The organism is Halomonas sediminis, from assembly GCF_044871105.1.
In the GTDB taxonomy this organism is placed as follows: domain Bacteria; phylum Pseudomonadota; class Gammaproteobacteria; order Pseudomonadales; family Halomonadaceae; genus Vreelandella; species Vreelandella zhuhanensis.
The window spans coordinates 912,718-932,774 of record NZ_CP085246.1 but is presented as its reverse complement, the minus strand read 5'-3'; the positions used below and the strand labels follow the sequence as shown (position 1 = coordinate 932,774).

Here is a 20,057-nt window from a genome sequence, read left to right as displayed (position 1 = left end):
CTTAATCCCAACGTTCGACAAAGTCACTGATCTGATGGGTGGGTATTGGCTTGTGCCGCCCCCCGAGCGTGCCCAGATAAATAAAGCCTACCACCTCGTCGTCTTCGTCCAGCCCCAGGCCCTTGCGCACCGTGGGGTCGAAGGCGTACTTGCCACTGCGCCACATGGCGCCCAGGCCCAATGCATGCGTGGCCAGCAGAATGCCGTGTGCGGCACAGCCAGCGGAAATCACCTGCTCAATCTTGGGCACCTTGGGAATATCCGGCGTCACCTTGGCGATGACCGCGATCACCATGGGAGCACGTAGCGGTTTTTTGCGCGCCGAGTTCAAGAGAGAGTCGCTGGCATGCGGGTCTTCGTGAAATTCGGCTTCGGCAAATAGCTCACCCAGACGCTCTAGCCCTTCGCCGCTGAACTCTATGAACCGCCAAGGCCGTAGTTCCTTGTGGTCGGGGGCGCGTAACGCGGCGCGATAGATGGCCTCCAGCTGCTCAGGCGATGGCGCCGGTGCTCTCAACTTGCCCATCGAACTGCGCTCATGCAACAGCGTTATCGCATCCATCTTGCCTCCAGCTTAAAAGGTGATCGCGGTGTGACTTTTGATTTATTGTCTCGCCAGGCGTAGCGGTTCGGGCGGCCGTTCGCCGGGCGTTCCCCGCCACGGGCTGATATCCAGTCCGCCACGGCGTACGTAACGCGCCACTACCAGAAGCCGCTCAGGCTTCGCTCGAGCCATCAGGTCACAGAAGATATGCTCGACACAGTGCTCATGGAAATCTTGATGCTGACGGTAACCGATGATATAACGCAGCAACCCTTCGCGTTCGAGTTTGGGGCCGCGATAGCGGATCAACACACTCCCCCAGTCGGGCTGGCCGGTTACCGGGCAGTTGGACTTGAGCAGGTGCGAATAAAGCGTTTCTTCGACGATGGTGTCGCCTACCTGCAAGTGCTCTGCGCTGGGCGTGTAGTCGCTGACCGCGATATCCAGTCCATCCAGACACTCCCCCGGCAGTGGGCGCGGCGTCAGCGTCTCGTCGTCCACATCGACTAACTCTACCCTCACCGGAGCGCGAGCAGCCACGCCAAGATCCTGCTCCAACATCTTGATGACCGCATTACTGTTTTCGAAACAAGTCTGGTTGAAGCTGTTCAGGTAGAGTTTCCAGGATTTGGACTCGATCAGATTGGGCGAGTCGGCCGGTAACCGGAAGCGCGCCACCGCCACCAGCGGTTTGCCGCGAGCATTGAGCCAGGACATCTCGAAGGCGTGCCATTCATCCTCGCCCACGAAAGGCAAGGCGCCCTCTTCGATACCCAATGGCGCGCGATTGGCAGCGCGCGCAATGGGGTACAGCAAGGCGGGATTATAACGCTCCGGGTAGGCGGTATCACGGCCTAAAGGAGCATTCGTCAGTGTATCGGGACGCTCATGTGTCATGTTCAACTCCTGATGCCTTTGCCGCGCTCCAACATCCACAGGGCCACGCCGAACAGCACCGTAATGAAAGCAAAGATAGCAGTCAGCGCCCAGCCCACGGGGATATCCGAGACCCCCAGGAAGCCATAACGGAAGACGTTGACCATGTAGAGGATGGGGTTGAGCATCGACACGCCCTGCCAGAAATCCGGCAGCATGGAGATCGAGTAGAAAACCCCGCCCAGGTACGTCAGTGGCGTCAAGATAAAGGTCGGCACGATGGAAATATCATCGAACTTATCAGCCAACAACGCATTAATGAACCCACCGATCGAAAATAGCGCGGAAGTCAGCACCACTACCAGCACGGTCAGCCAGGCATGCTCGACACTCAATCGGGTGAAAAACAGCGAGACCAGGGTAACGATCAGCCCCACCCCCAATCCTCGCGACATACCACCCAACACGAACCCCATCAAAATGGTCCAGTTAGGCATCGGTGAAACCATCATTTCTTCGATCGAGCGCTGAAACTTGTTGGAAAAGAACGACGAGGCCACATTGGAATAGCTGTTGGTGATCACCGCCATCATGATCAAGCCCGGAACGATGAAATCCATGTAGCTGAAGCCATCCATCTCACCAATGCGCGAACCGATCAGGTTGCCGAAGATAATGAAGTACATGGTCATGGTGATGGAAGGTGGAAGCAGCGTTTGCGGCCAGATTCGGGTAAAACGCTTGATCTCCTTGAGCACCAGCGTCCACAGGGCGATCAGTGTCTGACGGGCATTCATGAGCGCACCTCCGTGTTCTGACCGCCTTTGACCATCGACACAAACATCTCCTCAAGGCGGTTACTGCGGTTACGCATTGAAATTACCTGTATTCCCTCTTCACTGAGCACCTTGAACACATCATTCAAGCGCTGCCCACGATCGATCACGACGGCCAATTGCGTGGGCTCCACTTGGTGTATCTCGTAGCCTTTTACCTCAGGTAGCTTCTCAATGGGGTGGGCCAGATCCATCAGGAAGGTTTCGGTATTCAGCTCCGCCAATAGCTCGCGCACCCCGGTGTTACGGATGATATCGCCGTTATTGATGATCGCCACATTGCGACACAGGCTTTCGGCTTCTTCCAGATAGTGCGTGGTGAGAATGATGGTGGTGCCTTCCTCGCGGTTGATACGACGCATGTACTCCCACATGCTGCGGCGTAGTTCGATATCTACTCCGGCAGTCGGCTCGTCCAGAATCAACAGCTTGGGGCGGTGCATCAGGGCGCGAGCAATCATCAAACGTCGCTTCATGCCACCGGAAAGCATCCGGGCGCTGCCGTGGCGCTTGTCCCACAGGCTCAAATCCTTGAGCAACTGCTCGGCACGCGGCAAGGCTTCGGCACGTGACATGCCGTAGTAGCCGGCCTGAGCGTGCACGATGTCTTCGACCTTCTCGAATTGGTTGAAATTGAATTCCTGCGGCACCACGCCAAGATGGTATTTGGCCTTGGCAAAGTCCTTGTCGATATCGATACCGAAGATCGTCACACGGCCGGCGGTTTTCTGCACCAGTGAGCAAACCACTCCCAGCGTGGTCGATTTACCCGCGCCATTGGGGCCCAGTAGCGCAAAGAAATCGCCCTGCTCGACATCCAGGTCAATACCTTTGAGCGCGTGAAATCCATTACCGTAGACTTTGGTTAGCCCACGGATGGACAGTGCCGGTTCGGCCATGAACATGTCCTGTCAGCAAAAATTATCAGTCGGAATCCTGAATATCGGGGCATAACAGCCATTTTCAAGCCATGCCCGCCATGTTACTCGAATCGTAAATACGCGAAATGTCCCGCTAACCAGGGGGTCAGCAAGAGAAAAAAGCAGGGAAAATGATTGGATACTGCAGAAGAACAAACGTTATATCTGGCGCCTGGAGCGGGAAAGGAGATTCGAACTCCCGACCCTCGCCTTGGCAAGGCGATGCTCTACCACTGAGCTATTCCCGCAACGCGAACTGCTTGTACTTACAAAGGGTACTTGCAAAGACGAGATGGCGTCCCATAGGGGGTTCGAACCCCTGTTACCGCCGTGAAAGGGCGGTGTCCTAGGCCACTAGACGAATGGGACATAATCAAGAAGAAACTGGAGCGGGAAAGGAGATTCGAACTCCCGACCCTCGCCTTGGCAAGGCGATGCTCTACCACTGAGCTATTCCCGCGCTGTTTCTACTGGGTATTGCAGTTTCTCGTAGCCGGAGTGGCGTCCCATAGGGGGTTCGAACCCCTGTTACCGCCGTGAAAGGGCGGTGTCCTGGACCACTAGACGAATGGGACGCATTGGAGCGGGAAAGGAGATTCGAACTCCCGACCCTCGCCTTGGCAAGGCGATGCTCTACCACTGAGCTATTCCCGCATTCCGGTTACCTTGGCGATGCAAGTGGCGTCCCATAGGGGGTTCGAACCCCTGTTACCGCCGTGAAAGGGCGGTGTCCTGGACCACTAGACGAATGGGACACTTTTCTGCCTCGTCGAGGTGGCGCGTATAGTACTCAGCGCTTGATTGACTGTCAAGCACTACGCCACACTGGCGAAGCGATCCAGGATCACGCATGCTAATTCTCAGGCCTATACCGCCCCGCTGTCATGCGCCTTAATGCACGAAGGAGAAATACATGACCAAGATCAAAAAAACCCCTGAACAGTGGCGTGAGCAATTAACGCCGGAGGCATATCGCGTCACCCGTGAAAAAGGCACCGAACCACCCTTCAGCGGCAATCATCACGTCAGCGACGAAATCGGCATCTATCATTGCGTATGCTGTCATGCGCCGCTGTTTGAAAACGAACACAAGTTCGATGCCGGTTGCGGCTGGCCCAGTTTCGACCGTCCTTTGGGCAGTCGCAGCGTGGAAGAACATACCGACGCCAGCCATGGCATGCAGCGCACCGAAGTGCTCTGTTCGCATTGTGACGCCCATCTGGGGCATGTGTTTCCCGATGGGCCGCCGGAAACCACCGGCCTGCGCTATTGCATCAATGATGTGGCGCTTGAATTTCATCCCGGCGAATGACCAGGCATATCTCATAAGCATAGCGGGCGCCATCTGCTAGAATGGCAGCCCGCTTTTTTGTGCTTGCAGGAGAATGCCATGCTCGGTTGGTTCCCGGGACATATGAACAAGGCCCGCCGCCAGATAAAGGAGGCGCTGCCGGAAATCGACGTGGTGATTGAAGTACTCGATGCTCGTCTTCCCTACTCCAGTGCCAACCCCATGCTTGCGGTGTTGACCCGGCATAAACCCGTGCTGAAGATACTGTCGCGGGCGGATCTGGCCGACCCGATACGCACCCAGGAATGGGTCGATTATTTCGATGCCCAGGACGCCACGCGCGCCTTGGCGGTCACCACCACCAACCTGCGCGAACTCAAGCAGATTCCCAAGCTTTGCCATGAGCTTGCCGGACATATTCGCGCCGACCGTGACGTGCGCGTCATGGTGATGGGCATTCCTAACGTGGGTAAATCCACCTTGATCAACGGTCTGGCCGGCAGAAAGATCGCCAAGACCGGCAACGAGCCTGCGGTGACCAAGCGCCAGCAAAAGGTGCGTATCGATGGACGCGTGGCATTGATCGATACTCCCGGCGTGTTGTGGCCGAAAATCGAGGATCAAGCCAGCGCCTATCGCCTGGCCGCCAGTGGCGCCATCCGCGATACCGCAATCGAATACACCGATGTGGCTATCGTCACCAGCGCAGAACTAGCCAAGCGCTATCCGGAAGCGCTCAAGGCCCGCTTCAAGCTCAAGGCACTCGCACCCTATGCTCCCGTCGAACAACCCCATGACGTGGACGCAGACGGCCCGCAAAAGCCGGATTTCCTGGCGCTGGCAGGTTTCGATGGCTACGCCATTCTCAAGGAGATTGCCGCTCGGCGTGCTGGCCTGCGCCCTGGCGGTGAAGTCGACTTGCACCGAGGCGCAGAAGTCTTGCTGCATGAATTGCGTGACGGCAAGCTCGGGCGCTTGACGCTGGAAACGCCACAGGATATTCCGGAGCCTGCGCCTCCCGAGCAAGACAATGCCGAGCCTCCCATCGCATAATACGTTGCGCTACGTTGTGTCGGCCCGCCTTGTCGGGCCGCCCCTGGACCCCTTTGGATACGCTACATGGATACCCCGCAACCCCTCGAATCACAAAAGCTTCGGAAGTCCGATAAACTCGCCAATGTCTGCTACGACATCCGCGGCCCGGTGCTGGATCATGCCAAACGCCTAGAAGAGGAAGGTCAGCGCATTCTCAAGCTCAACATCGGCAATCCCGCGCCGTTCGGCTTCGAAGCACCAGAAGAAATCCTGCAAGATGTCATGCGCAACCTGGCCACCGCCCAGGGTTACTGTGATTCGAAAGGACTCTACTCGGCACGCAAGGCGATCATGCAGGAATGCCAGCGCAAGGAAATCCCCGGCGTCGGCGTGGAAGATATCTATATCGGCAACGGCGTATCCGAGCTGATCGTGATGGCAATGCAGGCTCTGCTCAACGACGGCGATGAAGTACTGATTCCCGCCCCGGATTACCCTTTATGGACCGCTGCGGCGAATCTTTCCGGCGGGCATGCCGTGCATTACCTTTGCGATGAACAGGCGGGTTGGGCACCGGACATGGCCGATATTCGCGCCAAGGTGACCAGCCATACCCGTGCGATTGTATTGATCAATCCCAACAACCCCACCGGCGCGGTTTACCCTCCAGCCGTGGTGCGTGAACTGCTGGACATCGCCCGCGAGCACAATCTGGTGGTGTTTTCCGACGAGATCTACGACAAGATTCTGTATGACGGCGTGGAGCACATCTCGACTGGCGCCCTGGCCGATGATGACCAACTGGTCATTACCATGAACGGCTTGTCGAAAAGCTATCGCTGCGCCGGGTTTCGCTCGGGCTGGATGATCATTTCCGGCGATATTGCCAAAAAACGTGCCGCCGATTATATCCAGGGGCTGACAATGCTGGCCTCGATGCGCCTGTGTGCCAACGTACCGGCACAGCACGCCATCCAAACGGCACTCGGTGGTTACCAGTCGATCAACGACCTGATTCTGCCCGGCGGGCGCCTGCTTGCCCAACGCGACATTACCTTCGAAAAGCTCAATGCAATTCCCGGGGTGTCCTGCGTCAAACCTCAGGGAGCGCTATATGCCTTCCCGCGGCTTGATCCCAAGGTCTTCAATATTCAGGACGACCAACAACTGGTATTGGATCTGTTGCTGCAAGAGAAAATTCTGCTGGTACAGGGCAGCGCCTTCAACTGGCCGGAGCCGGATCATGTGCGCATCGTGACCCTACCCTGGGCCGAGCAACTGGGAGACGCCCTGGATCGCTTCGCCAACTTCCTGTCACGTTATCGGCAATGAGTTAACGTCATGCCCGAGCTTGAAACTCGAGCGCGGCCGCCGCATCTAAGCCATCGTTTAGACACGGCTTCCTACATGTCCCACGGAGAATGTGCACCATGATGAGAATCCTGCTTTTTCTGGGAACCAACCTGGCGGTTATCATCATCGCCAGCATTACCCTGCGCCTGCTCGGGGTGGAGAGCTATCTGCGTGGGCAGGGCATCAACTTTACCAGTCTGCTGATTTTCTGCTTTATCTTCGGCATGGCGGGTTCGATGATCTCGCTGTTCATCTCCAAGTGGATGGCCAAACGCAGCACCGGCACGGTCGTCATCGAGACACCCTCTAATTCCACTGAAAAGTGGCTGGTGGACACCGTGGCCGAACTGGCCCGCGAGGCAGGCATCAAGACCCCGGAAGTGGGAATATTTCCGGCCCAGCAATCTAACGCCTTTGCTACCGGCTGGAACAAGGATGACGCCTTGGTGGCAGTGTCTGCCGGTCTGCTCAACCGCATGCGCCCGGACGAAGTACGCGCGGTGCTGGCTCACGAGATCGGCCACGTGGCCAACGGCGACATGGTGACCTTGGCGCTGATTCAGGGCGTGCTCAACACCTTCGTGATGTTCTTCGCCCGGGTGGTCGCTCATCTGGTAGACAACTTCCTGCGTAGCCGCAGCGAAGGCGGAGGCTTGGGATTTATCGGCTATTTCGTGGTGGTTATCGTGGCGGAAATCGTCTTTGGCCTGATTGCCTCGATCATCGTCGCCTGGTTCTCGCGCTTTCGCGAATACCGTGCCGATTCCGCGGGGGCACGCCTGGCCGGCACCGGCGCCATGGTCAACGCTCTGGCACGCCTGAAAGCGGAAACCCAGATGCCCGACGAGATGCCGGACACCCTGACTGCCTTCGCCATCACCACCGGCCAGACCCGCAAGATCATGGAGCGCCTTTTTGCCAGCCACCCGCCGCTGGACGACCGCATTCGTGCCTTGAAAGAAGCCGCCTATCGTCAATAAGCGGTAACAGCCACGTTGCTTGCCAGCCATTTCCTGAGGATAAAGCCTGCTTATGGGCTTTATGTTTGTTGGTTGACTTGAAATCCCACTGCTCGCAGCAGTGGCGCCAGACTCAGGGCTTCACCCTTGAGATTCACCTTCAAGGTGGAGAATTCACGGCGTAGCGGATAGTCCACCCGGCAGCGATCAAAACCCAGTGTCATCCCTTCCTCATGCATCTGACACAACAGGCGGTCATGGTCTCTGCGCACGTCATATACCGCACGGACACACAGCCGGAGCGCGTCTTCGGCGTCCAATGCCTGCGCCAGGCTGAGCTCGGCGAGCGCCGGTGGCGGCAGCAGAGCGTCCAGGCTCAACGGTGTGCGGCCGGTCTTGGCGGCAAGCGCTGCGTGAATCATCCAGCTGCCGCGCAGCTTGCCATCCAGGCTGTAACCGGCGATATGCGGCGTGGCCAGCGCTGCCAGGTCACGCAACCCGGCATCAATGCCGGGTTCATGCTCCCATACATCCAGCACCGCACTGATACTGTCCCTGCCTACCAAACCTCTACCTGCCATGCCCCTGCCCACCAGGCATTGGCGAAGCGCCAGCCCATCGATACAATCGCCACGCCCGGCATTGAGCACGATGCTTCCCGGCGCCAGCCTGTCGAGCTCCTGGGCGCCCAGTAGATGATGGGTCGCATGCCGGCCGTCTGGTACCAGTGGCGTATGCAGGCAAATCACATCGCAACGCTTGAGCAAGGTAGCCAAGCTGTCATAACCGTCTTCGCCTTCCTTCTCCGCCCGTGGCGGGTCACAGGCGAGCGTCGCCACGCCCATGGCTTGAAGGCGCGAGCGTAGACGGCTACCCACATTACCCACCCCGACGATGCCGACACAGCGCTCTCCCAACTGCCAGCCTCCCCGCTCGGCCAAGGTCAAAAGGCTCGAAATCACGTAATCCACTACCGCCTCGGCATTGCACCCTGGGGCACTGGCAAAGGCGATATCCCGCGCCTTGAGAGCGTCGAGATCGATATGATCGGTGCCGATGGTGCAGGTTCCCACGAAGCTGAGCGTACTGTTCGCCACCAGAGCGGCATTCACCGGAGTAACCGAGCGCACGATCAACGCATCTGCATCGCGCACATCCGCCGGGGTTATCTCACGCCCCGGCAAACGCAGCATCTCCCCAAAAAATCCAAAACAGCGTTCAGCCGCCGGAACATTGGCATCGACAACGATTTTCACGGACGACTCCTTGTAGTTTCTTAGCCGTAAATAGGCGGATGTGAATAGGCTTTGGGCCTGGTCAGCTTTACAATAGGCGCGCTTTTCACCTACCCCTGCCCGGAGATATTTTGTGATCGTACGCTGGGAAACCGACCACGACTATGTACTGGTGCATATCCATCAGGATATGTTCGGGGACTGGATATTCAGCCGTGCCTGGGGCCAGATCGGCACCCAGTACGGCGGGCTGAAACATCAACTGGCCGAGCATCACGGCCAAGCCAGGATGTGGCTGGAAGACGAAACCACCATCCAGGCCTCGCGTGGCTTTTGCAAGGTACTGGATGTGGATGACGAGAGTCCCGAGGGCGTCGCGGCCATGCGCCAGCTATCGCTGCTGGACATGCTCTAGCTAGCCCAGAAACCGCCGCCCATGGCGCTGATAAGCCGCTTTGGGCGAAGGGGCCGGGGCCGGGCCGGTAAACTTTGCCAGCGCTACTTCATCCAGCCAGCCGCGTACCTTCAACCATTCGCTCAGACGTTCCAGCTCGAACCCTCGGTCCAGCTCTTTTCCCGCCTCATCCATCACCACAGGAATACGCATGCCGTAGCGCTCCATCAAGGCCGCGTCGTCGCTGATTTCGACATGCGACAGCACGACCGCGTCGTTGGCCAGGGTATGAACCAGGGCTTCCAGCTGTTCGCACAGATGACAGCCCAGGGTGGTGTAAAGGCGAAGATGAATCACGCCCCCTCCCGATGACGCAGCAGGAACACATGGTGCAGGTTGGTGCGGCGCTGGAAATCAGGATCGAAACTTTTCGCCGATATATCCTCCACCTGGTAACGCTCGGCCACCGCCCCATGCAGTTTGAAACGGCGCTGGTTGTTGGAAAACACCAAGGTACCGCCGGGAGCCAAACGGGCCATGGCCAAGTCCAGCAAGCGCGGGTGATCGCGCTGGATATCCAGGGTTTCCTGCATCTTCTTGGAATTGGAAAATGTCGGCGGGTCCAAGAAGATCAGGTCGAATTGGGTAGAAGCGGTTTCCAGCCAGTGAAAGCAGTCCTCTCGCACCAGGCGATGCTGGGCAGGGTCCAGGTCATTCAGGGCAAAGTTGTCCCGTGCCCAGTCCAGATAGGTATTGGACATGTCCACACTGACGCTGTCGCTGGCACCCCCCAGTGCGGCCTGCACCGTGGCAGTGGCGGTGTAGCAGAAAAGGTTGAGAAACCGCTTGCCGTCGGCCATTTCTTTCAGCATGCGACGCACCGGACGGTGATCGAGAAACAGACCGGTATCCAGATAATCGCGCAAGTTCACCCATAGCCGGGCATCGCCCTCGCGCACTTCAAAACGCTCGCCACTGGCGCCGCGCTTTTGATACTGAGCCTTCCCGGTCTGACGCTCGCGCTGCTTGACATAAATCTTGCCGGCATCCACCCCCAAGGCTTCAGGCAATACTTCCAGGGCGTCGTAGAGGCGCTTTTGCGCTTGGGCGGGATTGATCGAACGCGGCGGCGCGTATTCCTGCACATGAACACGGTCGAGATAGCAGTCAATCGCCAAAGCGTACTCAGGCATGTCGGCGTCGTACAGGCGATAGCACGTCTCACCGCTTTGCTTGAGCCATTTCTTCAGCCGCTTCTGGTTCTTGCGCAGGCGATTGGCAAACATCTGGGCGCCTTCGCCTGGCTCTGCAGCACTCTCCCCTGCCTCGTCTTGGGTGCCTTCCGCTGTTTCTTGGACCGCTTCTTTCATCCCCTCGCTCAGGTTTTCACTGACGCTTTGCGGCATGCTTTTTGGCGACGTTTGCACGGCCTGCTCAGAGGTATCGGGAATATTCATGAGCAGCAGCTTGGCATCCAAAGGCCCGTTCTTTAGCGCGTACTGCTTATGGGCACGCAAGCCGAGGCGATGCCCCAGGTCAGGGTTGCCGGTGAATAGGGCAAGCGTCCAGCCGGGAAATTCTGCCTTGACGCGCTCACCCAGCTTTGCATAAAGCGTGACCAGCTCGGGCAATTCACCCAAGCGTTCACCATAGGGCGGGTTGGTAATCACCAGTCCCCGGTCAGTGTCTTCCAGGGACGCGGGACGCTGCAGTTGCGTCAGGCTTGCCCCTTCAAACTGGATCAAGGCAGGAATGCCTGCGCGCATGGCATTGGCATTGGCGGCTGAAAGTGCCGTCGGGCTCTGATCGAATCCGAACAGTGGAGACTTGCAGCGCTTGCGCCCAAGGCTGGCACGCTCTTCGGCCTGTTTCTTGACGTCTATCCAGACATTTTCCTGATGCCCGGCCCAACCGTGGAAACCGAAACGTTGACGCGCCAGGTTGGGGGCGACATCCGCCGCCATCATTGCTGCCTCGATCACCAGGGTGCCGGCACCGCACAGTGGATCAAGCAGGGCTTCGCCTGCTTCGGCCCGCTTGGGCCAGCCAGCTCTTACCAGCAAGGCGGCGGCAAGGTTCTCCTTCAGCGGCGCATGGCCCACCTCACGGCGATAGCCACGCCGGTGCAGGCTTTCCCCGGAAATATCTATACCCAGGGTCAGGTTGGCGCGATGCAGGTTGGCGTAGAGACGTAGGTCGGGCATTTTCAGGTCGATATCGGGACGTGGCTGGCCAGCCAGCTGCAGGGCATCCACCACGCCGTCCTTGACGGTCTGGGCGCCGAAACGGGTATGGCGAATCTGGTCGCTGCGTCCGTGAAAATCCACTGCAAGGGTGCGGCCCGGCACCACATGCTGCGCCCAGTTCAAGGCCGCAGTTGCCATGCGTAGCTGTTCCGGGGACTCCACCATCGATTCGCGCACCAGACACAGGATGATGCGATTGGCTAACCGGGACCACAGGCAGATGCGGTAAGCCGTTTCCAGGCTAGCGGTAAAATAAACGCCGGCGACGGTGGTCTTTCCAGGTGTGGCACCTAGGTCGGTGAGTTCATCGGCCAGGAGAAGTTCGATGCCTTTGGGGCAGCTCGCCAGCAGATTCAGAGGGGATTCGTGGGTCGGCTCGGTCATGGTATGTGTGGCGGCTCGGCGCCTATTCCTATTTATAACGATTAAGTTTACGTCTTATGACAATTTGGGGGTCGACAAAGGGGACCATAATGAGCTAACAATAACAGGGTAGCTACACAAAACGCATGCGTTCCTTGTCACGGTAACGGTATGGTTACCGCTGGCCAAAATGGGTACTTCATAGCCGGTCATTTCCGCTAGTATAGGTACCTTCTCTTGAAAGATAGCTCTTGAAATAAAAGCAGCAGTAGAGGCAGTGCTTCAAAAATCCAGCACGTCGAAACAGGCTTTTATTTTTAAAAAAACGGCTTTCATGATAAGAGGTTAGCCAATGAAACGACAAAAACGTGATCGCTTCCAGCGTGCTTATGTTCACGGTTATAAGGCAGGGCTTACCGGTCGTTCCCGCGATGATTGTCCCAGTCAAGAGGTCAATCTTCGCGAATACTGGATGAGCGGTTGGCGTGAAGGTCGGGGAGACCAATGGGATGGAATGACCGGCGTTTCCGGCATCCATAAAAACCCCATGGTCATGTAACCGACTCAGCCACCTTTCATCTTTTAATTGGCTCCATGCCTGGTTGAGTTGTGCACCTAGCCCGCGTTTTCGCGGGCTTTTTGATGCTATTAAGCCTCCTCCTTGTCTTTCTCGGCCAATGCCTTGGCGCACTCCTGAACAAGTTTGGGGCCACGATAAATCAACCCCGAATACAGTTGCACCAGATCCGCACCGGCCTCGCGTTTGGCTAACGCTGCTTCCTTGTTATCGATCCCGCCCACCCCGATGATCGGAAGTGTCGGCAGGTGGCGTCTCAGTTCACGAATGACGGTATTGGATGCCTCGAGCACCGGCCGCCCGGATAGCCCGCCCTGCTCTTGGGCATGTTCCAGGCCAAGTACTGCCTCGCGTGACACCGTGGTATTGGTGGCAATCACGCCGTCCAGGGCATTGTCACGAATACTTTGAGACACCAGCTCGACTTCTTCCGGCGTCATGTCCGGGGCGATCTTGATAAGCAGCGGCACGCGCCGCCCGCTTTGCTGATCCAGCCGGGTGGCTTGTTCACGCAGTGGCTCCAACAGCGCATTGAGTTGCTCACCAAACTGCAGAGTGCGCAACCCAGGGGTATTGGGGGATGAAATGTTCACGGTGATGTAACCCGCCACCTCATGTACCTGGTTCAAGCACACCAAGTAATCATCCAAGGCACTTTCCACCGGTGTGGTCAGGTTTTTGCCGATATTGATACCTACCACGCCGGTATAACGGTGCTTTTTCACCTGGGCGACCAGATGCGCCACGCCGGCGTTATTGAAGCCCATCCGGTTGATGATGGCACCCTGCTCGGGCAGACGAAACATGCGCGGCTTGGGATTGCCTGCCTGCGCCTTGGGGGTCACGGTGCCTACTTCGACGAAACCGAACCCCAAGGCGCCGAGTGCATCCAGATGGTCGGCATTCTTGTCGAGCCCCGCCGCCAGACCTACCCGGTTGGGAAAGGTAAGTCCCATCAAGGTGACCGGGGCTGCGATTGTCTTGCCTGCCAGGCGCTGCACCAACCGCAGCCGATGTAACCGATCCAAGGCACTCAGGGTCGTGTCATGAGCGGTTTCCGGATCCAAGCGAAACAACAGCGAACGGGCCAATGCGTACATAGATGCTCCAAAGCAGGCGGGCGACAAATAACGATGCGCGGCGAGTATAGCGTAAAGCCGCATAACGACGAACCCCGCGCTCGGTAACGAGCACGGGGTTGAGGTTGCCGGGAACATCCGGCCATTGCGGCAGTGCTAGCTTTCGCTATCGCTCTCGGCCAGGTCCACCAGCTCGCGTACCGCGACGGCAAACAAGGCAAAACCACCCTCATGACCGCTGCGCACCTCTTCGATCAGGCGGCACCAACGCTGATGCAAGTGAGCATGAAGCTCCAGCCATTGCGCCACCCTCTCCTGAGTGTCGCGATTTCCGGCCTCTAGCTTGAGCACGCTACTGGTAAGCGCCAGCTGTTGACGATCGATATCGTCGCGGAACGTTTCTCGCGCTTGCGCCTGCCAGCTGTCACGCACATCCAGCTCGGTGACCTGCTGAATCATCCACGGCAGTTCCAGGCGACTGCCGATTTCGTAGAACACCTCCGCCACTCGCTGAGGTTTTTCGTTGGTCTGGCGTGCCGTCTGAATAATACCCAGCCCGGCATAGAGGCTCGGCGCAGCCGCCACCGAGGCAGCCAAGGTAGCCGGGGCACCGGCCTCGAGCAGCTGGTCACGGCGCTGCTCCCAACGCGCCTGTTCTTCGCCACGCAGTAGCTCACCGATATCTTCCTGCAATTGCCCCAGACGCGGGCCAAAGTATTCGATGGCCTCCCGAGTTGCAAGACCCAGATGTTGACGCAGGAACCAGCGCGTCGCGCGGCGCAACATCCGCATCACATCCAGCATCATGGAATACTGCACCTGGCTTTCGACCTGATTGTCCAAGGCTTCAATCTGCTGCCAAAGCTCGGATAAATTGAAACTGTCGCGGGCCACGATATAAGCACGGGCGATATCGGCGCGCCCCGCCCCCGTGGAATCCATCAAGCGACGAGTGAACACGATGCCCATGTGGTCAACCAGGTCATTGGCTACCTGGGTCGCCACAATTTCACGCCGGAGGCGGTGATCGTACATCTCGGGCTTGAAGCGCTCGACCAGCACCTTGGGGAAAATGCGTTCCAGGTAGCGGGTAATGATCGGATCATCCGGCACTTCCGAGGCAATCAAGTCGCCTTTCAGGGTGCTCTTGGCATAGGAGATCAATACCGACAATTCCGGCAATGTCATTCCCTGGCCGCTTCCGGCACGCTCCTTGATCACTTCATCGGTAGGCAGAAATTCCAGTTCACGGTCAATTTGACCCGTGGCTTCCAGCTCGCTGATGAAACGCCGGAAAGGCCCGATGCTTTGACGCGATAGCAGAGCCGATAAATCCAGCGCTTGAGTCTGGCGATAATTATCCCTGATGACCAAGTCAGCGACTTCTTCGGTCATGTCCGCCAGGAGCTGATTGCGCTGCTTCTCGGTCATGTCACCGCGCTTGACCACTTCATCGATCAATATCTTGATATTGACCTCATGGTCGGAGCAGTTGACCCCACCTGCATTATCGATGAAATCGGTATACAGCAGCACGCCTCGCTCAGCGGCTTCCATGCGCCCACGCTGAGTTAGGCCCAGATTGCCGCCTTCGCCGACCACTCGACAATTGAGATCGATGCCGTTAATGCGCAAGGCGTCATTGGTCTTGTCGCCCACATCGGCATCGCTTTCCTCGCTACTTTTGACGTAGGTACCGATACCGCCGTTCCAGATCAAATCCACCGAGGATTTGAGCATGGCACGAATCAATTCATTGGGAGAAAGGTGGGTTTGCGTAATGCCCAAAGCACTTTGCATCGGCTTGGTAATCGCGATGGATTTGGCGCTGCGACTGAAGATACCGCCGCCTTCGGAAATCAGTTCACGGCTGTAATCATCCCAACTGGAGCGCGGCATGTCGAACAGGCGCTTACGTTCCGCAAAGCTGGTTTGCTCATCCGGGGTGGGGTCGACAAAGATATGCAGGTGGTTGAACGCCCCCACCAGGTGAATCTTGTCGGAGAGCAGCATGCCGTTACCGAAGACGTCACCGCCCATGTCACCGATGCCCACCACCGTGAAGGGCTCTTGCTGAGTATCGATATTCAGGCTGCGGAAATGACGTTTGACCGACTCCCAGGCACCACGAGCGGTAATCCCCATTTTCTTGTGGTCGTAACCATTGGCGCCCCCCGAGGCGAAGGCATCCCCCAGCCAGTGGCCGTACTCCAGCGAGATTTCATTGGCAATATCGGAAAAAGTCGCCGTGCCCTTGTCGGCGGCCACCACCAGGTAGGCATCGGCTTCATCATGACGCACCACGCTCGGCGGCGGCACCACTTCACCGCCCACCAGGTTATCGGTTACGTCCAGCAGTGCCCGAATGAAGGTCTTGTAGCAGATGATCCCTTCGCGTTGCAACGTATCGCGGTCAGGGTTTTCCGGCATGCGTTTGCATATAAATCCACCCTTGGCGCCCACCGGCACGATCACCGCATTCTTGACTTGCTGCGCCTTGACCAGACCCAGCACCTCGGTACGGTAATCCTCATGGCGATCCGACCAACGCAACCCACCGCGTGCCACCTTGCCGCCACGCAGATGCAAGCCTTCGACCCGGGGCGAACACATGAAGATTTCATACATCGGGCGCGGCTTGGGCATCCCGGTGACTTTGGAGGGCTCCAGCTTGTAGGCGATGTAATCCTTGGGTTCACCGCTCTTGGTCAATTGATAGTAATTGGTACGCAGCGTAGCCATTATCAATTCTATAAAGCGACGAATCAGTTGGTCGTCGTTCAAGCTCGCTACGCTATCAAGCTGTTCATGCAGACGTGCCAGGCAAACCTCGGTATTCGCTTCTTGCTGAGATGGATCAAAACGCAGGCGAAACAGCTCTACCAGGTTGCGAGTAATATCGGGGTGATTGGCCAGCGTGGCGGCAATGTAGTCCTGGGACATACCGAAACGAACCTGCTTCAGATAACGTGCGTAACCACGCAGCATGGCGACTTCTCGCCATCCCAGATTAGCGCCGATGATCAAGCGATTGTAGGCGTCATTTTCGGCTGTTCCCGACCAGATATGCCGGAAGGCCTCGACGAAGGAATCACGCATTTCACTCAAGCTCACGCTCACGCTACGGCTGTGCTCGAGTTCAAAATCATGAATCCAGTAACGCATATGGGTTGCATCGATTTCATAGGGCCGCTCACCCACCACTCTCAAGCCCAGGTTTTCCATCATCGGCAACACATCGGAAAGCGGGATCGGGGTCTGCTTATGAAACAGTTTGAGATTGACCCCACCGCCTTGCTCTTCCAGTGGCCGATATAACGACAAGGACAGGTCTTCGCCGCCATCCAGCTCCACTAGGTGCTGCATATCAAACACTGCGGTACGCGCACCGTAATCATCGCGATAGCTTGCGGAAAACGCATCGCGAAAATCATCCATCAAATGGTTAGCTTGTTCTTCGCCGAACCCCTCGACCATCGCGGCATGCAGTTCATCTCGCCAGCTGCGCGCCAGCTGCGCCACCTTGGCTTCCAGGCGTTTGAGATCGAAATCTTTGGGCGTTTCGCCATTGAAGCGCAATACCAGCTGAATGCGTGCCAATATCGATTCGGAGAGGTAGGTGTTGAAGTCGCCAAAACTGGCATCCAGTTCTTCACACAGCATATTTTGCAAGCGTTGGCGCAAGTCGGTGGAAAACACATCACGCGGCACGAACACCAGGCAGGAATAGAACTTACCGCTAAGATCGGCGCGAATGAACAACCGCACCTGCCGTCGCTCACGGATATTGAGAATCCCCAAGGCGGTGCTGGCCAGCGACTCGGTATCGATATGGAAAAGATCGTCACGAGGAAAGACTTCCAATACCTGCAAAAGCTGCTTGCCGTTATGCCCCTGCGGGTTGAAACCGGCAATGTCCATCACCGCCTTGAGCTTGCGCCTGAGTAGCGGAATATTGCGGGGCGATTCGTTATATACCGTGGCGGTGAACAAGCCGAAAAAGCGCCGCTCGCCAAGCACGTTGCCTTGTTCATCATAGCGGTCGACGGTGATGTAATCGGGATATGTCGGGCGATGTATCCGGGAATGATGAGCACTTTTGGCAAACGAGAGTAGCTGCGGCACCACGACATAGCCGTGAGTATCATCGATTCCTTCAGAGGTCCGAATGCGCTCGCGGTAACGCGGCTGGTTCAATCGGAACACCCCCAGCACACTCGACTCATCGCGCTTTAGCTCACCTTGCTCAAGCACATATTCGTCGTACCCCAACAGGGTGAAATTATCCTTGAGTAGCCACTCAAGAAAGGCAATCGCTTCTTCATGGTCATCCGGATCGACTTGCGGAGGGCAGACCCTTTCAGTTTCCTGAATTGCCGCCCTGATACGCTCACACATGGCGTCGTAGTCGCGCACGGCCGTGCGCACATCTCGCAGAACCTTGTGTAGCTGAACTTCGATATCATGCAGCGCGGAAGGATCGGTATGGCGGTCGACTTCGATCACAATCAGGGATTCCCGCATCGGCGGGGCATTCTCATCACGTGGCGAGGCCAAAGCTTGCAACTGGTATTGGCTATCACGCTCCACCGCCAATACCGCATTCTGAATGGCATGTACCGTCAAGCCATGGCGATTAAGCTCAATACGTACCGAGTCGACTAGAAACGGCATGTCCTCATGCAATACTGCCACGAAGGTATGCGTGGATTGCCAGCCATGCTCTTCGAAATCAGGATTGAAGACGCGAACCTTGGGCTTTTCCGGGTCATGCCGTTGTAAAAACTGCCAGACCGAAAGGGTCGCGCCATAGAGGTCATCCAGACGGCGATCAATAAGGTCTTCGACCGGTACGGTGGCATAGAAATGACGGGCAAACGCCTCAATCGCAGCAGCGCGAGGGGCATCCAGGCGGCTTTGCAGACGTTCACGCAACTGCTTGAGTATATCTTGCCGGCTTTCTTCGATTGCAACGTAATGCATCCATCACCTCGACTGCCTGGGCCAGTAATTTGGCCGAAAAACACATGACAACAGGCCATTGGCCCACTTTGAACTCTAGCTTACTCTAGTGAGTCGCCACACCCTAACCCCTGCCATCTTGCTCATAACGCATACCGATCAGGCATCAAGCCCGTCATGCTGTACCATCGATTCGCTGCAGCAGCACACCACATTCACAATGTTTGGTGAATGGGAACTGGTCAAATAACGCAAATCGCGTTATTCGGTGAGTGCTCGTCAGTACCTGCAAGTTGTCAAGCAAGGTAGCGGGATTGCATGAAATATAGACAATTCGTTGATATTCGCTAAGTTGCCGACAACTCTCCTCGTCCAGCCCGGCACGTGGCGGGTCCACCAGCACCGTTGAAAAGGCATAGTCTTCCAGCGCCATCTCGGATACCCGCCGCCCTTTCTTCTCGCCTTTCAACGCCTGCGAGAACTCCTCCGCGGACATACGTGCCACTTGAGCGTTACTCACCTGATTGGCTTGCAGGTTGACGTTGGCACTTGCGACCGACGTGCGTGAAATTTCCGTTGCCAATACGCGGCGAAAATTTCCCGCTAACGCCACGGTAAAATTACCATTGCCGCAATAAAGCTCCACCAGATCCGCTGATTCGCTCCCTTGGGTCACCTCAAGCGCCCAACTCAACATGGCCCGGCATATCTGCGCATTAGGTTGAGTAAAACTATTTTCCACTTGTTGATAAACCAGTTCTCGGCCACCCACTTCCAGCCGCTCCCATACATGGTCATGACTGAGTACCAACCGTTGCTTGCGCGAACGACCGATAATCATGATTCCCAATCGAGCTTCCAGGGCGCGCGCCTGAGCCTCCCAGGCATCCTCCAGCGGGCGGTGGTAGACCAGCGTGACCAACGCTTCACCGGAAAGCGTGGTTAGAAATTCCACTTGAAAGAGCTTGCATCGCAAGACATCGCTTTCCAGAAACGCTTCACGCAACTGAGGCATCAACTCATTGATTCGGCGGCTCGCCACTGGGTATTGATCCATTCGCACGGTGCGTTTGTCTTTGGGGTTTTCCGGATCGACCTCAAACATGGCATAAAATAGATCGTCGCCTTCATGCCAGATGCGAAATTCGCAACGCTGACGGTAATGGCTGGGAGGCGAGGTGAATACCTCAAGCTCGGGGGGCTCGAAACAGGCAAAGTCATGGATGATTTGCTCACGCTTTTCAGCTAATTGTGCGGTGTAATGTGCGGGGTCAACAACGGGAATAGCCAAAGGAGCTCCTCTCAATGACGGCATGCTAGGTCGGTGTAATGCAAGTCGAATCAATACGGTGAATTAGTCCGCAACGGGCCAATAAAAACGCTTCGT

Annotated in this window: 16 protein-coding genes and 6 tRNA genes; 6 read left to right on the top strand and 16 right to left on the bottom strand. The window is 57.0% G+C overall.

Annotation, left to right across the window (positions count from 1 at the left end; translation table 11 throughout):
* Position 1: 1 nt before the first annotated feature.
* The 10 genes from LG290_RS04485 to LG290_RS04440 form a co-directional block, all read right to left on the bottom strand.
* On the bottom strand, positions 2-562 hold the full coding sequence (locus tag LG290_RS04485) for a nitroreductase family protein (protein ID WP_499836406.1): 561 nt from the start codon (positions 560-562) through the stop codon (positions 2-4).
* Between the two features lie 42 nt (positions 563-604).
* Positions 605-1,441 carry an NADPH-dependent 7-cyano-7-deazaguanine reductase QueF gene (gene queF, locus LG290_RS04480; protein ID WP_499836405.1) on the bottom strand — a complete coding sequence of 279 codons (837 nt, stop codon included), beginning with the start codon at positions 1,439-1,441 and terminating at the stop codon, positions 605-607.
* A gap of 2 nt (positions 1,442-1,443) precedes the next feature.
* Complete coding sequence (locus tag LG290_RS04475; protein ID WP_160419839.1) at positions 1,444-2,217, bottom strand: ABC transporter permease; 774 nt, start codon at positions 2,215-2,217, stop codon at positions 1,444-1,446.
* Complete coding sequence (locus tag LG290_RS04470) at positions 2,214-3,155, bottom strand: ABC transporter ATP-binding protein (RefSeq protein WP_160419840.1); 942 nt, start codon at positions 3,153-3,155, stop codon at positions 2,214-2,216. Before LG290_RS04470 ends, LG290_RS04475 begins: the two co-directional genes overlap by 4 nt.
* Before the next feature lie 194 nt (positions 3,156-3,349).
* Positions 3,350-3,424: transfer RNA gene (locus tag LG290_RS04465), tRNA-Gly, on the bottom strand.
* Positions 3,425-3,469: 45 nt separating this feature from the next.
* A tRNA-Glu gene (locus tag LG290_RS04460) sits at positions 3,470-3,545 on the bottom strand.
* Between the two features lie 16 nt (positions 3,546-3,561).
* Positions 3,562-3,636 (bottom strand) — tRNA-Gly (locus LG290_RS04455).
* A gap of 39 nt (positions 3,637-3,675) precedes the next feature.
* A tRNA-Glu gene (locus tag LG290_RS04450) sits at positions 3,676-3,751 on the bottom strand.
* A gap of 4 nt (positions 3,752-3,755) precedes the next feature.
* Positions 3,756-3,830 (bottom strand) — tRNA-Gly (locus LG290_RS04445).
* Between the two features lie 25 nt (positions 3,831-3,855).
* Positions 3,856-3,931 (bottom strand) — tRNA-Glu (locus tag LG290_RS04440).
* Positions 3,932-4,089: 158 nt separating this feature from the next.
* Here LG290_RS04440 and msrB point away from each other — a divergent pair.
* From msrB to htpX, 4 genes are all read left to right on the top strand, one after another.
* Complete coding sequence (gene msrB, locus LG290_RS04435) at positions 4,090-4,488, top strand: peptide-methionine (R)-S-oxide reductase MsrB (RefSeq protein ID WP_499836404.1); 399 nt, start codon at positions 4,090-4,092, stop codon at positions 4,486-4,488.
* Between the two features lie 78 nt (positions 4,489-4,566).
* Complete coding sequence (gene ylqF, locus LG290_RS04430; protein ID WP_499836403.1) at positions 4,567-5,520, top strand: ribosome biogenesis GTPase YlqF; 954 nt, start codon at positions 4,567-4,569, stop codon at positions 5,518-5,520.
* A 66-nt stretch (positions 5,521-5,586) separates the two neighbouring features.
* On the top strand, positions 5,587-6,834 hold the full coding sequence (locus LG290_RS04425; RefSeq protein ID WP_499836402.1) for a pyridoxal phosphate-dependent aminotransferase: 1,248 nt from the start codon (positions 5,587-5,589) through the stop codon (positions 6,832-6,834).
* 98 nt (positions 6,835-6,932) lie between these two features.
* On the top strand, positions 6,933-7,835 hold the full coding sequence (gene htpX / locus LG290_RS04420) for a protease HtpX (RefSeq protein WP_160419718.1): 903 nt from the start codon (positions 6,933-6,935) through the stop codon (positions 7,833-7,835).
* Positions 7,836-7,894: 59 nt separating this feature from the next.
* On the opposite strand, the gene pdxB is transcribed toward htpX, so the two are convergent.
* A complete protein-coding gene (gene pdxB / locus LG290_RS04415) occupies positions 7,895-9,070 on the bottom strand; it encodes a 4-phosphoerythronate dehydrogenase PdxB (protein WP_499836401.1) in 1,176 nt (391 codons plus the stop codon).
* A gap of 112 nt (positions 9,071-9,182) precedes the next feature.
* On the opposite strand from pdxB, the gene LG290_RS04410 reads away from it, so the two are divergent.
* Positions 9,183-9,464 (top strand): hypothetical protein, encoded by a 282-nt coding sequence (locus tag LG290_RS04410; RefSeq protein ID WP_160419720.1) that lies wholly within the window; start codon positions 9,183-9,185, stop codon positions 9,462-9,464.
* Here LG290_RS04410 and LG290_RS04405 read toward each other — a convergent pair whose 3' ends face one another.
* Positions 9,465-9,800, bottom strand: coding sequence for a glutaredoxin family protein (locus LG290_RS04405; RefSeq protein ID WP_499836400.1), 336 nt, complete (start codon positions 9,798-9,800; stop codon positions 9,465-9,467).
* Entirely contained in the window at positions 9,797-12,073 is a 2,277-nt protein-coding gene (rlmKL, locus tag LG290_RS04400) for a bifunctional 23S rRNA (guanine(2069)-N(7))-methyltransferase RlmK/23S rRNA (guanine(2445)-N(2))-methyltransferase RlmL (RefSeq protein WP_499836399.1), read from the bottom strand. The genes LG290_RS04405 and rlmKL overlap by 4 nt, the downstream gene beginning before the upstream one ends.
* 331 nt (positions 12,074-12,404) lie before the next feature.
* Here rlmKL and rmf point away from each other — a divergent pair, with 331 nt between their 5' ends.
* Entirely contained in the window at positions 12,405-12,611 is a 207-nt protein-coding gene (rmf, locus tag LG290_RS04395) for a ribosome modulation factor (protein WP_114487113.1), read from the top strand.
* A gap of 89 nt (positions 12,612-12,700) precedes the next feature.
* Here rmf and LG290_RS04390 read toward each other — a convergent pair whose 3' ends face one another.
* The 3 genes from LG290_RS04390 to trmA form a co-directional block, all read right to left on the bottom strand.
* Positions 12,701-13,729 carry a quinone-dependent dihydroorotate dehydrogenase gene (locus LG290_RS04390; protein WP_499836398.1) on the bottom strand — a complete coding sequence of 343 codons (1,029 nt, stop codon included), beginning with the start codon at positions 13,727-13,729 and terminating at the stop codon, positions 12,701-12,703.
* Between the two features lie 135 nt (positions 13,730-13,864).
* Positions 13,865-18,691, bottom strand: a complete 4,827-nt coding sequence (locus LG290_RS04385) for an NAD-glutamate dehydrogenase (protein ID WP_499836397.1) — start codon at positions 18,689-18,691, stop codon at positions 13,865-13,867.
* A 154-nt stretch (positions 18,692-18,845) separates the two neighbouring features.
* Positions 18,846-19,961, bottom strand: coding sequence for a tRNA (uridine(54)-C5)-methyltransferase TrmA (gene trmA / locus LG290_RS04380; RefSeq protein WP_499836396.1), 1,116 nt, complete (start codon positions 19,959-19,961; stop codon positions 18,846-18,848).
* Between the last annotated feature and the right edge of the window lie 96 nt (positions 19,962-20,057).